This is a genomic window from Aurantimonas sp. HBX-1, from assembly GCF_021391535.1.
Lineage (GTDB): Bacteria > Pseudomonadota > Alphaproteobacteria > Rhizobiales > Rhizobiaceae > Aurantimonas.
In genome coordinates this window covers 4,365,026-4,378,062 of sequence record NZ_CP090066.1, presented here as the reverse complement: position 1 = coordinate 4,378,062, position 13,037 = coordinate 4,365,026, and the positions used below count along the sequence as shown (strand labels likewise).

Annotated in this window: 12 protein-coding genes and 1 tRNA gene; 1 reads left to right on the top strand and 12 read right to left on the bottom strand. The window is 67.7% G+C overall.

The genetic code is table 11. The features are described 5' to 3' along the window. Window positions 1-202: 202 nt before the first annotated feature. The 9 genes from LXB15_RS20710 to LXB15_RS20670 form a co-directional block, all read right to left on the bottom strand. Entirely contained in the window at window positions 203-547 is a 345-nt protein-coding gene (locus LXB15_RS20710; protein WP_233950230.1) for a RidA family protein, read from the bottom strand. A 75-nt stretch (window positions 548-622) separates the two neighbouring features. Then, window positions 623-1,744, bottom strand: coding sequence for an FAD-binding oxidoreductase (locus tag LXB15_RS20705; protein ID WP_233950229.1), 1,122 nt, complete (start codon window positions 1,742-1,744; stop codon window positions 623-625). A 1-nt stretch (window position 1,745) separates the two neighbouring features. Continuing rightward, entirely contained in the window at window positions 1,746-3,182 is a 1,437-nt protein-coding gene (locus LXB15_RS20700) for an NAD(P)/FAD-dependent oxidoreductase (RefSeq protein ID WP_233950228.1), read from the bottom strand. Beyond that, window positions 3,179-3,481, bottom strand: a complete 303-nt coding sequence (locus LXB15_RS20695) for a (2Fe-2S)-binding protein (protein WP_183210192.1) — start codon at window positions 3,479-3,481, stop codon at window positions 3,179-3,181. Before LXB15_RS20695 ends, LXB15_RS20700 begins: the two co-directional genes overlap by 4 nt. Next, entirely contained in the window at window positions 3,462-4,580 is a 1,119-nt protein-coding gene (locus tag LXB15_RS20690) for an FAD-binding oxidoreductase (protein ID WP_233950227.1), read from the bottom strand. Before LXB15_RS20690 ends, LXB15_RS20695 begins: the two co-directional genes overlap by 20 nt. Before the next feature lie 16 nt (window positions 4,581-4,596). Further along, window positions 4,597-5,397, bottom strand: a complete 801-nt coding sequence (locus tag LXB15_RS20685; protein WP_233950226.1) for an ABC transporter permease — start codon at window positions 5,395-5,397, stop codon at window positions 4,597-4,599. Continuing rightward, window positions 5,394-6,302 (bottom strand): ABC transporter permease, encoded by a 909-nt coding sequence (locus LXB15_RS20680; RefSeq protein WP_233950225.1) that lies wholly within the window; start codon window positions 6,300-6,302, stop codon window positions 5,394-5,396. The genes LXB15_RS20685 and LXB15_RS20680 overlap by 4 nt, the downstream gene beginning before the upstream one ends. Then, window positions 6,299-7,339: an ABC transporter ATP-binding protein gene (locus LXB15_RS20675; RefSeq protein WP_233953275.1), complete on the bottom strand. Its 1,041-nt coding sequence runs from the start codon at window positions 7,337-7,339 to the stop codon at window positions 6,299-6,301. The genes LXB15_RS20680 and LXB15_RS20675 overlap by 4 nt, the downstream gene beginning before the upstream one ends. Before the next feature lie 71 nt (window positions 7,340-7,410). Next, window positions 7,411-8,451, bottom strand: a complete 1,041-nt coding sequence (locus LXB15_RS20670) for an ABC transporter substrate-binding protein (protein ID WP_233953274.1) — start codon at window positions 8,449-8,451, stop codon at window positions 7,411-7,413. Window positions 8,452-8,578: 127 nt separating this feature from the next. Here LXB15_RS20670 and LXB15_RS20665 point away from each other — a divergent pair, with 127 nt between their 5' ends. Further along, window positions 8,579-9,502, top strand: coding sequence for a LysR substrate-binding domain-containing protein (locus LXB15_RS20665; RefSeq protein WP_233950224.1), 924 nt, complete (start codon window positions 8,579-8,581; stop codon window positions 9,500-9,502). Between the two features lie 726 nt (window positions 9,503-10,228). Here LXB15_RS20665 and LXB15_RS20660 read toward each other — a convergent pair. The 3 genes from LXB15_RS20660 to LXB15_RS20650 all read right to left on the bottom strand — a co-directional run bounded on the left by LXB15_RS20660 (window position 10,229) and on the right by LXB15_RS20650 (window position 13,020). Then, window positions 10,229-10,318: transfer RNA gene (locus tag LXB15_RS20660), tRNA-Ser, on the bottom strand. A 675-nt stretch (window positions 10,319-10,993) separates the two neighbouring features. Then, complete coding sequence (locus tag LXB15_RS20655; protein WP_233950223.1) at window positions 10,994-11,758, bottom strand: polysaccharide deacetylase; 765 nt, start codon at window positions 11,756-11,758, stop codon at window positions 10,994-10,996. Continuing rightward, window positions 11,755-13,020, bottom strand: a complete 1,266-nt coding sequence (locus LXB15_RS20650) for a glycosyltransferase (protein ID WP_233950222.1) — start codon at window positions 13,018-13,020, stop codon at window positions 11,755-11,757. Before LXB15_RS20650 ends, LXB15_RS20655 begins: the two co-directional genes overlap by 4 nt. Window positions 13,021-13,037 lie beyond the last annotated feature (17 nt).

Sequence of the window (13,037 nt, the reverse complement as noted above, 5' to 3'; positions counted from 1 at the left end):
GCCGAAAGCTGCCAGCCGGCTCTGGAACACGCGGAGAGTGACAGCCGCCATTCAGCTTCCGACCTTTTGGTGGATCAACCGCTACAAGGACCGTTCGCTCATAGCGAGATGCATTGCCGCCAACGACCTGCGAGGGGCCGGTTGACCCCTCGCAGGTCGCCTATCTCACCCTGAGGCAAGTGCATCAAGTCGAGGCTCGAACCTAACGGGCCGCTGTCACGACCATTTCGATCAGCACGTTCTCGCCGAGATCGGCGATGCCGATCGTGGCGCGGGTCGGCAGGTCGTCTGCCGCGAGCCAGTTCGTCCACGCCTCGTTCATCTCGCCCTTCTGGCTCATGTCGGTGATGTATAGCATCGCCGAGAGAAGCTTGGTCTTGTCCGTGCCGGCTTCGACGAGAAGCTTCTCGAGCTTCTCGCAGATCTGCGCGGTCTGGCCGCCCATCGACTGCGAACGGTCGTCGGCGACGAGGCCGCCGACATAGATGACGCCGTTGTGCTCGACCATGCGATGCATGATCGGCGTCTTGAGGATTCGGTTGATCATTGGAAGACTCCGGTTGGTAAGTAGCAGGATGCGCCCCTCGGCGAGGCGGCGCGGTGAAAGGGTGACGCCAGAGGCTCAGGCGGCGTGCCTGGCAAAGCGCCCGATGGCGAAGGGTTCGACGGGCAGGTTGGTGCGGCCGGTCGAGACCAGCTCGGCGATGATCGCGCCGCAGATCGGTCCGAGCTGGAAGCCGTGCAGCGAATAGCCGAAGGAGTGGAACAGCCCGTCCTCGGTGGCGCTGGGCCCGAGCACCGGGATGCCGTCCGCCATACGCGCCTCGATGCCGGCCCAGGCGCGCACGACACGGGCGTCGCGCATGACCGGAAAGAGCTCGCGAACGGTGCGCGCGTTCGCGCCGAGCTTGGCGTAGTCGAGGATCGTGCGGTTGCTGTCGGGGTCGGCGCGGCCAAGATAGCCGCCGCCGATGAGGACGGTGCCGTTCGCGAACTGCTTGAAGGACAGGGTGCGCGAGGTGGCGCCGACGACGGGGCGCAGGAACGCCGGCCGCCGCTCGGTGATCATCAGCATCGGCGCGACGGCCTCCATCGGCACGGGCTCGCCGAAGTCGCGGGCGATCCGCCCGGCCCAGGCTCCCGCGGCGTTGATCAGCACCGGCGCCATGAACTCCCGCCCGTCCGACAGTCGGGCGACGAAGATCCGCCCCTGCCGCCGGATCTGCTCGACCGCCACGCCCTCGACGATCTGCGCGCCGAGCCGCTCCGCCTTGTTCCGGAAGGCCTGCACTGTGCGGAACGGCAACGCCGCGCCATCGCCGCGCGACACCAGGCCCCCCACGACATGCGGCGCGGCGGCGGGCACCAGCTCCCGCAACTCGTCCTCGTCGATCACCTCTTCATGGTCGAAGCCGGCCTGGCGCAGCTCCTCAGCGCGCGCCCGGCATTTTTCCAGATCGGCTTCGCTCTCGGCGAGCTTTACCTGGCCGTGATTCTCGAAGCCGCAGTCGTCGTCGACCAGGTCTCCGATCCGGTGCCACAGTTCCATCGAGGCGAGCGAAAGCGGCACCTCGGCGAGATGCCGGCCGAGGCTACGCACTCCGCCGGCGTTGACGCCGGAGGCATGGCGGCCGGAATAGTCCTTCTCGACGAGCGTCACCGAGGCGCCCCGCATTGCAAGGTGCAGGGCCGCCGAGCAGCCGTGCAGGCCGCCGCCGACGATCAGGACGTCGCTACCCGGCATCTCAGCCTCGCGCGACCGTCTTGATTTCGGTCTCGCTCATGTCGAGCGTGGCGAGTTCGGCAAGCGTGATCGGCTTGACCGGCGCGCGCAGGCGATAATAGCCGACCGCCTCCACCGACGTGCCCCGCGCTTCCGCGATCGTCTCGGAGACGGTCAGACCGCAAAGCCTACCCTGGCAAGGTCCCATGCCGCAGCGCAGAAAAGACTTGAGCTGGTTGGGCCCGGCGATGTTGAGCGTCTTCACCGCGTTACGGATCTGACCACCCGTCACCTCCTCGCAGCGACACGCCAGTGTGTCATCTCCGGCGACGCGGAATTGCTGCGTCGGCTGGTAGAGCCGATCCAGGAACGCGCGACCGCGATCATAGCGTCCCAGAACCGCGCGGATGGGGGCGGCGCGGCGATCGCGTTCCTCCGAGGAGATGCGCCGCAACGCCGCCAGTGCCGCAAGGCCCGCGATCCGCCCCCGCTCCGCCGCTGCTTCCGCTCCGGCGATGCCGCCACCGTCGCCGGCGACGGTGATCCCCTCGACGCTGGTACGGCCCCATTCGTCGAGCTTCGGCCTCCAGGTGAGTTGAAGCGGGTCGTATTCGAGCTCGCAGCCGCTGGCGCTCGCCATGTTGATGTTCGGCACCACACCCTGGTGCAGCAGGAGATGATCGGCTTCGATCTCGTGTACCTTGCCGCCTTTCGTGTAGCGCACGCAGGCAAGATGGCCCTCCCCTTGCGCCTCCAGCGCCGTCACCCCCGAGATGACGCGCGCCCGGCGGCGCACCTTCGCCACCAGCTTCAGGCCTTTCGCGAGATAGGGCGAGGCCAAGAAGCGGGGCAGTTGCCCGATCGCCGCGCTCCAGTTCGCCCTTGGCGTCGTGTCGAGGATGGCGTCGAAATGCTTGCCGCTCTCCAGATACTGGGCCGCGATCAGCCAGAGCAGCGGGCCGCTGCCGGCCAGCACCACCTTGCCGTCGACGGTGACGCCCGATGTCTTCAGCAGAATCTGCGCCGCGCCTGCCGTCATGACGCCGGGAAGCGTCCAGCCCTTGATCGGAAACGGCCGCTCCAGCGCACCGGTCGCCATGACGACTTGCTCCGCGCGGATCATCGCCGTCCGTCCGCCGGAAGAGATTCCCAGCTCGACATCGGGAGCAAGCTGCCAGACGGTGGCGCCCGGAAAGTACGACGCCCCGCTCGCCGCGAAGGCGTTCGTAAGCTCTTCTCCCTTCCAATAATCCTCGCCCAGCAAAGCACGCCGCTTGAGCGGCGTTGCGCCGATGCCGCGGTAGATCTGGCCGCCAGGGGCCGGGTTCTCGTCCACCAGCAGCACCGACGCGCCGCCGGCGGCAGCGAGTGTCGCCGCGGCCATGCCGGCGGGGCCTGCCCCGATCACGACAAGGTCGTAGGTCTTCGCGAGCTGGTCGACATGCGCGATCGGGGTCATCGGGCGAGCTCTCTCTTGCCGCGGCCGATCTGCGTCTCGACCGTCATTCCAGGACGCAGGGCGACGAGGCATCCCTGCTGGTTGCCGACGCCGTCGATGGTGACCAGGCATTCGAAGCACACGCCCATCATGCAGTAGGGCGCGCGGGGCTCGCCGCTGACCGCGCTGCTGCGACAGGTCTCGACGCCGGCCGCCAGAAGGGCGGCCGCGACCGTATCGCCCGCCCGTCCATCGACCGGCCGGCCATCAAGGGTGAAGGAGACCGTCGTGCGGTCGAGGTCAGGAAGCCGCTGGAACATGGAACCGTCTCGTGGAAAATGCGCCGAAATCTTGCGGAAGGACGCCTTCGGCAAAGTGCTTCGCGAGCAGTTGCGCGTGCGCGGCGGCCAGGGTGACGCCCGAATGACAGGAGGCGACGAAGGCGCCGGGATGGGTGGGCGACTGCTCGTAGATCGGAAAGCCGTCGCGGCTGTAGACGCGCAGCGCCGACCATGTCCGCACCACGTTGAGGCGGCCGAGGCGCGGGAACATGCGGATCGCCCGGTCCGCCATCACCGCGTTGATGCCGGGGCGCATGACGGTGTAGTCGTCCGCCTCTTCCTGGCTGTCGCCGATCATCACGCCGCCCTCGTCCGTCTGGCGAACGGTGGAGAGCGGCACGTCGAGGAAAGGTTCGGTCTTCTCGGTGATGAGGACCTGCCCACGCAGCGGCCGCACCGGTACGTCCAGTCCGACCATCTTGCCGAGCCTGAGATTGTCGAGCCCGGCTGCCAGCACGATGCGATCGGCGCTGAACGTGCCCTCGGCGGTCTTCAGCGCATAGCCGTCGTTGCCGGGGCCGATTTCGTCGACCAGCGCACCTGGCCGATAGGTCCCGCCGAGCGCGGCGAAGCCGGCATGCAGCGCGCGGAACAGCTTCAGTGAGTTCACGTCGCCGTCGAGCGCGCAGTAGGTCCCGCCCACGACATCCGGACCCACCTCCGGCAGATGACGGCGAACCTCGTCGCCGTCCAGCACGTCGATGCGGTAGGGCTCGGTATCGGATTGGTTGTGCAGGCGGTTGATGTTGGCCGCCCGGCGCTCGAGTTCGTCCTCGGAAAGGCAGAGATGGTATCCGCCCGGCCGCCGGTAGGCGAGCGAGAAGCCGGCATGGCCCTCCAGCTCGGCCGCGAAAGCGCCCCACTCGTCGGACGACCGACGCGTCCATGTCGCATAGCGCGGCATGCCGAGGCCCTTGCTCTGGACCCAGACGAGCGCGAAATTGCCGCGCGAGGCGCGCTTGGCGACGTCGCCCTCGTCGAGCATCAGCACCTTCAGGCCGCGCTTGACCAGGCCGTAGCCGATGGCAGAGCCGACCAGTCCCCCGCCGAGGACGGCGAAGTCATAATCATGTTTCATCTTTATGCGTCCGAGCTTAGCTGCGGCCAGGGCCGACCAGCAGCCGTTCCATTCCGAAGAGGCGGTCGAGCACGACCATCAGGACCACGGTCAGGACGATGAGGATTGCCGAGACCGAAGCGACCAGCGGATCGATGTTGTCCTGGATGTAGAGAAACAGCCGGACCGGCAGCGTTGTCGTATGCGGCGTCGAGATGAAGATGCTCATCGTCACCTCGTCGAAGCTCTGGATGAAGGAGAGGATCCAGCCGGAGAGCACGCCCGGCAGGATTAGCGGCAGCGTCACCCGCCGGAAGGTCGTCCAGCGCGAGGCGCCGAGCGAGACTGCGGCATGCTCGATCTGCCGGTCGAGGCCGATCGACGTCGTCAGGATCAGCCGCAGCGCGAACGGAAAGACGACGATGAGGTGGCCCGCCACCAGCGTCCAGCCGGAGATGCCGAGCCCTGCCTCGCTGAAGAAGCGCAGGAGCGCGATGCCGAGGACGATGTGCGGGATCATCAGCGGTGACTGGAAAAGGCTCAGCAGTGCGCCGCGACCGGCGAACTGCATCCGCCCGAGGGCAAGGGCCGCCGGGACGGCGAGGACCACTGCCAGTGTCGAGGACACGGCCGCCAGCCAGAGGCTGGTGCGAAACGACGCGAAGAATTCCGGGCGATCGGTGATCGCGTAGAACCAGCGCAGCGACACGCCATTCGTCGGCAAGGACAGATAGCCGTTGGGGGTGAAGGCGACGACGCAGACGATCAGGATCGGTGCGACGGTGAACATCACCACGAAAGCGTGGAAGGCGAGCGCCAGGGGACCGTTGCGGTTCATTGGAACACCTGCGCGTAGCGGCGCTCGACCAGCCGGTTGCAGCCGAGGATGATGACGATGTTGGCGACCAGCAGGAGCACCGCGATGGCGGCCCCGAGCGGCCAGTTCAGCGTCGACAGGAACTCGTCATAGGCGAGCGTCGCCGCCACTTTCAGCCGCCGGCCGCCGATGATCGCGGGTGTCGCGAATGCCGAGGCCGCCAGCGCGAAGACGATGATCGACCCGGTCAGGATGCCGGGCATGATCTGCGGCAGGACGACCCGCCGCACCACGGTGAAGGGCGAGGCGCCGAGCGAGATCGCGGCATTCTCGACCTGCGGATCGAGCCGCTGCAGCGCCGCCCAGACCGAGATGACCATGAACGGCATCAGGACGTGCGCCAGCGCGATGACCACGCCGGTCTCGGTGTACATGAACTGGACCGGCGCGGAGAGAATCCCCAGCCCCGTCAGCGTCTGGTTGATCACGCCGGTTGAGCCGAGGAGCATCGCCCAGCCCAGCGTACGGGCCACCACGGAGATCAGCAGCGGGCCGAGCATCACCAGCAGGAACAGCGAACGCCAGGACCCCTTCATCCGGTGCAGGATGTAGGCCTCCGGGGCGCCGAGCGCCGCGGCCAGCAGGGTGGTGAACAGCGAGATCCGGAGGGTGCGCAGGAAGATCTCGTGAAAATACGGATCCCGCACGATCTCGGCGTAATTGGCGAGCGAGATGTCGCTGGAGACGCCCGTGTACATGCCGAACGAGTGCAGCGACAGGATGAACGTCATCCCCAGCGGCACGAGGATGAGCGTTCCCACGACCAGGAGCGCCGGGAGGTTGAGGAGATAAGGCAGCCAGGAGACGCGGGCCTGCCGAGTGGCCGTCGATGCCGGCGATGCGGCCGTTGTTGCGACGGTGCTCATCCTGCGCGGGCCTCGTCGCGCGGCAGCACCCGCATGTCGTCGACGGTCCAGGCGAGATGAACCGTCTCCTGGACCTTCGGGAGGGAGCCGCTGCCGTTCGGGGCGAGAACGAAGACCTGCCCCGCCTCGCTGTCCACGTCGAAGAACCACTGGCTCCCCTGGAAGACGCGCTTCTTGACGATGCCTTTCAGGCCCGCGTTTCCGAACACCACGCGTTCCGGCCGCACGGCGACGAGAACCGGCCCCTGCCCGCCTTCGCCGTCCAGCGTCCAGTGCTGGCCCGGCAGGCTCACGGCGCGGCCGTCGCGCTGGCCTTCCAGCGTATTGGTGCGGCCGAGAAAGCCCGCGACGAAATGCGATGCCGGCGTCTGGTAGGCCGCTTCCGGCGGGCCGACCTGTTCGATGGCGCCCCTGTTCATGACGACGATCCGGTCCGACAGCGCCATCGCTTCCGACTGGTCGTGGGTCACTAGGACCGTGGTGAGGCCCGTGCGCTCCTGGATGTCGCGCAGCTCGCCCTGCATCTCTTCGCGCAGCTTGGCGTCGAGATTGGAAAGCGGCTCGTCGAGCAACAGCAGGTTGGGTTCGATGACCAGCGCGCGCGCCAGCGCCACGCGCTGCTGCTGCCCGCCGGACATGCGGCGGGGATAGCGGTCGGCCATGGTCTGCAGGCCGACCAGCTCGAGCACGGCGGCGATCCGCCTATCGCGCTCCGCCCTGCCGACCTTGCGCATCTCCAGCCCGAAGCCGACATTCTGCGCCACCGTCATGTGCGGGAACAGCGCATAGCTCTGAAAGACGATGCCGAGACCCCGCTTTGCCGGGGGAACATGGGCCAGATCGCGGCCGTCGAGAAGGATGCTGCCTGCCGTCACGTCGACGAAGCCGGCGATCATCTGCAGCGTCGTCGTCTTGCCGCAGCCGGAGGGGCCGAGCAGCGAGACGAATTCACCCTGCTCGATGTCCAGCGATATACCGTCCACCGCGATGAGTTTGTCATACGCCTTCGTGAGGCCGACGATCTTCAGGAAGCTCATGTTCATGCAACCGTTCGAGTGCACGCGTCCCGCCCGGGACGGGGCGGGACGCCGTTTGGCTTGCGCCGCGGTCAGCCTTCGACTTCGCGCGTCCAGCGGGTGTTCCATTCCTCGCGGACCGGGTTGACGTAGTCCCAGTCGATCACGCGCAGTTGCCCGACCTGCTCGGGGCCGTAGGGGATGCCCTCGGCCTCCTCGTCGGTCAGCGAGGCATTCTTGTTGACGGGGCCGTAGCCGTAGCCGCGCGCCACACGCTCCTGCACTTCCGGCGACAGGAGATACTGGAGCAGTTCCTGCGCCAGCGGATTGTCGCGCCCGGCGATCGGGCAGCCGACGATGCCGAGCGAGACCGCGCCTTCCTTCGGATAGACCATCTTGACCGGGAAGCCGGTATTGGCGAGCGAGTTGATCCGCGCCGAGCCCCACACGCCCAGCACCGCCTGGTTGCTCTGGAAGAGCGCGGTCATCTGGCCGGGGGACGCCTCGTATGCGAGCACGTTCGGATCGATCTCGTTGACGAAGGCCTCGAAGCCGGGATCGATGTTGCGCTCGTCACCGCCGCCGAGTTCCGCCTCCATGACCAACGCATGGAGGCCGTAGGTGTTGGAAAGCGGCGGAACCACCAGCTTGCCGGCATATTTGGGATCCTTGAGGTCCGCCCAGGACGTCGGCGCCTCCCATCCCTGCTCCTCGAAATACTTCGTGTTGTACATCAGCCCGGTGGCCACCGCGCCGAGGCCGACCGCCTGGTTGCCGGTGATCTTGGCCATGTCGTAGAGCTCGTCATAGACGGGAGCCGGCTCGATGTCCGAGCACAGGCCGAGGGCAATCGCCTGGTAGGCCGGCCCGTCGTCCATGATCGCGACGTCGATCTGGGGACTGCCCTTGGTCGCGACCAGCCGGGCCAGCGTATCGGTGGAGTTGCCCGCCGTGTACTCGATGCGGACGCCGTGCTCCTTCTCGAAGTCGGGAAACACCTGCTCGCGCATCAGCTGCTCGTAGGAGCCGCCATAGGCAGCGACGTACAGCACCTTGTCCTGGGCCTGGCCGGGGCCGACGCCGGCCAGCGAGACGAACGCGGCGGATACCAAAAGGCCGATACGCGGCTTCATGCTCATCGATAGCTCCTGTCCAAAAACCAATCACAACTGCAACATTCGAGAGTTGCCACCATTCGTCAAATGCGTTCTGATGGCATACCGATGTGCAAATGTTATATCGCCGCCCGGATCATCACCAATGCTGAAAAGTAGGCAGGTCGAAGCCTTCCGCGCCGTCATCTTGAGCGGATCGGCCACCGAGGCCGGGAATTTTCTCGGCGTCACCCAGCCGGCGATCAGCCGGATGGTCGCCGATCTCGAGTATCAGCTCGGCCTGAAGCTTTTCGAAAGGCGCGGTGGCAAGCTGTTGCCGACGGCCGATGGCGTCACGCTGTACCGGGAGGTGGAGCGCTCCTTCGTCGGCCTGGAGCGCATCGAGAAGGCCGCCAAGGACATATTGGAGCGCCGCGGCGGCGAGCTCCGGGTCGCGGCGCTGCCGGCGCTCGCCACCAGCTTCCTACCGATGGTGACGGCGAACTTCGTTTCCGCCCGCCCGGCGGTCGACATCACGCTCTACGGGATGACCTCGCCGTCCGTGCTGGACTGGGTGACGACGGGTCGCTGCGATCTCGGCATCATCCACGAACGCATCCCGCATTCGGCGATCACCACCTACGAGCTGCCGTCGATGGACGCCGTCTTCATCGCCTCGCGTGGTCACCCCCTGCTGGCGCGCGAGGTGATCGAGCCGACGGACCTGCACGGGCAGGATATCGTGGCGCTGGCGGCCGCCTCCTCGGCCCGTCGCCGGTTCGACGCCGTGATGGTCACCCACGACTGCGTTCCCCGCATCCGCACCGAGAGCCCGCTGACGATGATCATCTGCGGGATGGTGGACGCGGGCTTCGGCTGCGCGATCGTCGACCCGTTCACCGCCTCGCATCTGCCCTGGCGCAATCTTCAGGTCCGCCCCTTCCGTCCGTCGATCAAGTTCGAATGGTCGATGATCGTGCCGAGCTTCTCCCCCGTTTCGTCCCTCGCCCAGGATTTCGCTGACGAATTTTCGGGATCGTTCTCACAAACCCTGAGGATGCTCGATTCTTGTCAGGGAACCGGTGACTAGTCTGTGCTTCTTTCCGACGCTTGATCGACTATCTGCTCAGCATCGTGCACGGATCCTAACGACGATGTTCTTGCCAACACTAGCAGGGCTAATCTCTTGAAATGGTAGGGCGAGTTTGCCTTACGACGACGAAATCACGATCCATCCGAGGTCCTCTTGTTGATGGGATCGTCTCCACGTCCGGAAAGCACAGCAGTTTCGAAGCCGGGCATTCAAGCCTGAGGTCGTTTCCACAGCCCGCATCCGATCAGCTGACCCTGTCTCGCCTCACGTCGACGTCGCCGCTAACCAGAGCACAGAAGCGACGCCCAATGCGCGGCTGGAGCTGAAACCAATATTGTTTACAAAGCCTTGAACGCCGTCTGGCTGTGGATCCGAGTTTCCGACTATTCCCACGCGTCAGCTTTTTGGTCGCCGCCCTCGCGTCCGCTTGCGCTTCGCCATGACGTCGAACTTTAGTCCGTGGAACATCGAGAAATCGATATCGGGTCCAGCGGCAACAGGTTGAGCTGCCGAGAGGCTTTTCCGCTTAGAGACCGTCGGCCGTAGCTTTCGTACTCGTCGCTTCCGACTGTGTGGCCGACCTGAATACGACGAATGCGCCCGTCGACCTTCTCATCGCGCATCTCGTCGATGTTGCCGCCGCGCAGCGAATGGACCACATGGCCCGAGGAGGCAGAACGCCGGAAGAAAGGTTTCTGAAATTGGCGGAGAGTGAATTTTAAATGGCGGAGAGGGGGGGATTCGAACCCCCGATACGGTTGCCCGTATGCCGCATTTCGAGTGCGGTGCATTCGACCACTCTGCCACCTCTCCGGCCGTCCGCCCGCATCGTCCGGGCGGCATCGTCTTCTCGGCATGGGACCGGGGCGGCCAGGGCCGCCCGCATCCGCCGCCGAACTGCCAAGGCATGGTCGGCGCCTGTCGGCGCGCCGGTCTCTTAACAAAGCCCGGCGCCCCGGCACAAGCGAAAAGGCGAAGGGCCGCTCGCTGCCTGCCGCCACAGGGTCGGTAGGGAGTGAAAAACGCCTCGCCGGTTCTGGGTGGACGAGGCGGACCGGCGCTCCCGGGACCGGCAGCGCAAGGCGGCGCGCCTCCCCGTGTTCGCGGGTCGCAGCTCTGTCGGGCCGACGGCCGTAACTCTCCTGGGCGGACGGCCGCAGCTGCCGCAGCTATCCTGGGCGGACGGCCGCAGCTCTCATGGGCGGACGCTCGCGGCTCTCTTGGCCGGACGGCGGCGGCTCGCTTGGGCGGACGACCGTGGCAAGGGCCGAAAGGTTACCGCTCAGAATTCAGCGCTCCGTCTCCTCGGCATGCCCGCAAGCGGCGCGCCGCGCTGGCCTGCGGGAGGCAGCAGCGGCACGGCCGCGGTCGGGCGCGCGGCGACGGACGGGCTGCGCCTACAAGATCATGGCGGGACGCGGGCTGCTCATGAGTGGCCCTCCCGGCCCGATCGCGCCCGGAGGCGCGGCAGGCCACGAGGTGGCCGGCCTACCGCGGCGGCGGGGCGAGAAGCGACGGCAGGGCGGGCCAGGCGATCACGGGCGGCTCGGGCGCCAGAAGGTCGAGCAGGGCGGCGAGCAGGGTCCAGGCGGCCTCGTCGTGCTGCAGATGATGGCTGAGGAGGCCGATCGGCTCGCATCCCGGTCCGGCGGCGATGCGCAACGCGATCTCCCGGGCCAGGCGCGCGTCGGCATCCTCCGCCGTCAGGGCCTGCCCGGCGCGCCAGTCGATGATATCGAGATGGGTGTTCACCAGCCGCGGCGTGGCGCCCGCGTCCGCGGCGCCGAACACCGAGAGGACCGGCAGGCCGAGGCCCGGCAGCACCGTGCGGAACCCGGCGCCGATACGGTTCCAGGGCGGCACGAAGACCGGCAGGAACCGCCCGGGAAACAGCGCGGCGAGGACGTCCCGGCCCGCGGCAACCTCCTGCCGCATCGCCGCCCGCGGCCGATGATCGCCGAACTCGGCGCGTTTCTCGCCGGCCGGCGCGTGATTCGCGTGGCTGAACCCGTGCTGCAGGACGGCGATGCCCGCCTCGCCGGCGACCGCCTCGGCCAGCGCCGGGCCGCTGCCTTGCGGGATCGCCGCCAGCGCCAGCGGCACAGCCGCGGCGCGCCGCAGGTCGAGCAGCCGGTCGAGCGCCGCGCCGGGGGCGCGCGCGTCGTCGTCGCGCCACCAGAGCGCGATCCGGCATCCGGCGTCCCGCGCCGCATCGAGCCCGGCGGCGGAGCGGGGGAAGAGCGCCCGGCTCACGCGGCCTGAAAGGAAGCGGCGGCACGCAGCAGGGACGCGACGTGGTCGATGCCCGGCTCCGGCGAGAAGGCGGCGCGCACCCTCGCCTCGCCGGCGGCGGCGAGCGCGGCGGCGAGTTCCGGCTCGTCCATCAGCCGCGCGATCGCCGCGGCCAGCGCCGCCGGGTCGCGCGATTCCACCAGGAGGCCGGTGACGCCGTCCTCGACGAGCTCGGGGATCGCCGAGATGCGGGTGGAGACCACCGGCAGGCGGTGCGCCTGCGCCTCCATCAGGACGTTCGGCATGCCGTCGCGGTCGCCGGACCGGGCGATGCGCGAGGGCAAGACGAAGAGATCGGCCTGGGCGAGGAGCCTGAAGACGTATTGCCGCTCGCGCGAGCCGTGCCAGGTGATGCGCTCGCCGATCCCGGCGCGCGCCGCCTGCGCCTGCAGCTTGCCGGTCAGCGGGCCGCCGCCGACATGGTCGAGATGCCAGTCGCGGTCCTTCAGCCGGCCGAGCGCCCGCACCAGGTCGGCGAAGCCCTTCTTTTCGACGGTGCGCCCGATCGTCACGATGCGGAACGGCCCCTTCCTTTCGTGAGACGACGGCGGCCGCACCTCGGAGAGGTCGAGGCCGTGATAGACCAGCTCGACGCGTTCGGGCTCCGCCGCAAGGCCGCGCAGGTGGTCGAGATTGACCCTGGTGCAGGTGACGCCGAAGGCGGCCGAGGCGAGCTTGTCGCGCAGCTCCCAGTCGGGGCTGGTCCAGATGTCCTTGGCATGGGCGGAGAACGACCAGCCGACGCCGCGGATCGCCGCCGCGTAGCGGGCGACGGACGCCGGGGTGTGGAGATAGTGGGTGTGGATCCAGCGCACGTCGTCCGGCAGTTCGCGGGCGAGGACGCAGGCCTGGCCGAAGCGGCGATAGCGGTTGGCCGTCCTGTCGCGGGCGAGATCGGCCTCGAAGATGGCGCGCGCCTCAGCGTAGCCCGGCTGGGCCTCGGCGAATGCGCGGCCGGCGCGCACGCGCTCCGGATCGTCCTTCAGATATTCCGGCAGATAGAGGATTTCGGCGCGGATCCGGCGATGCACCGGATGCAGCTGTCCCTCCGCCGGCTGCCGCAGCGACACGATCAGCTGCTCGATGCCGCGCGCCTCGAGCCCGGCGATCTCTTGGGCGATGAAGGTCTCGGACAGGCGCGGATAGCCTTTTACGAGGGTGGCGATGCGCCCTCTGAGGGGATGCGCCCGATCATCCAATACCTGGGCCTCCGGTTCGATCAACGCGTCCCCTGCCCTAC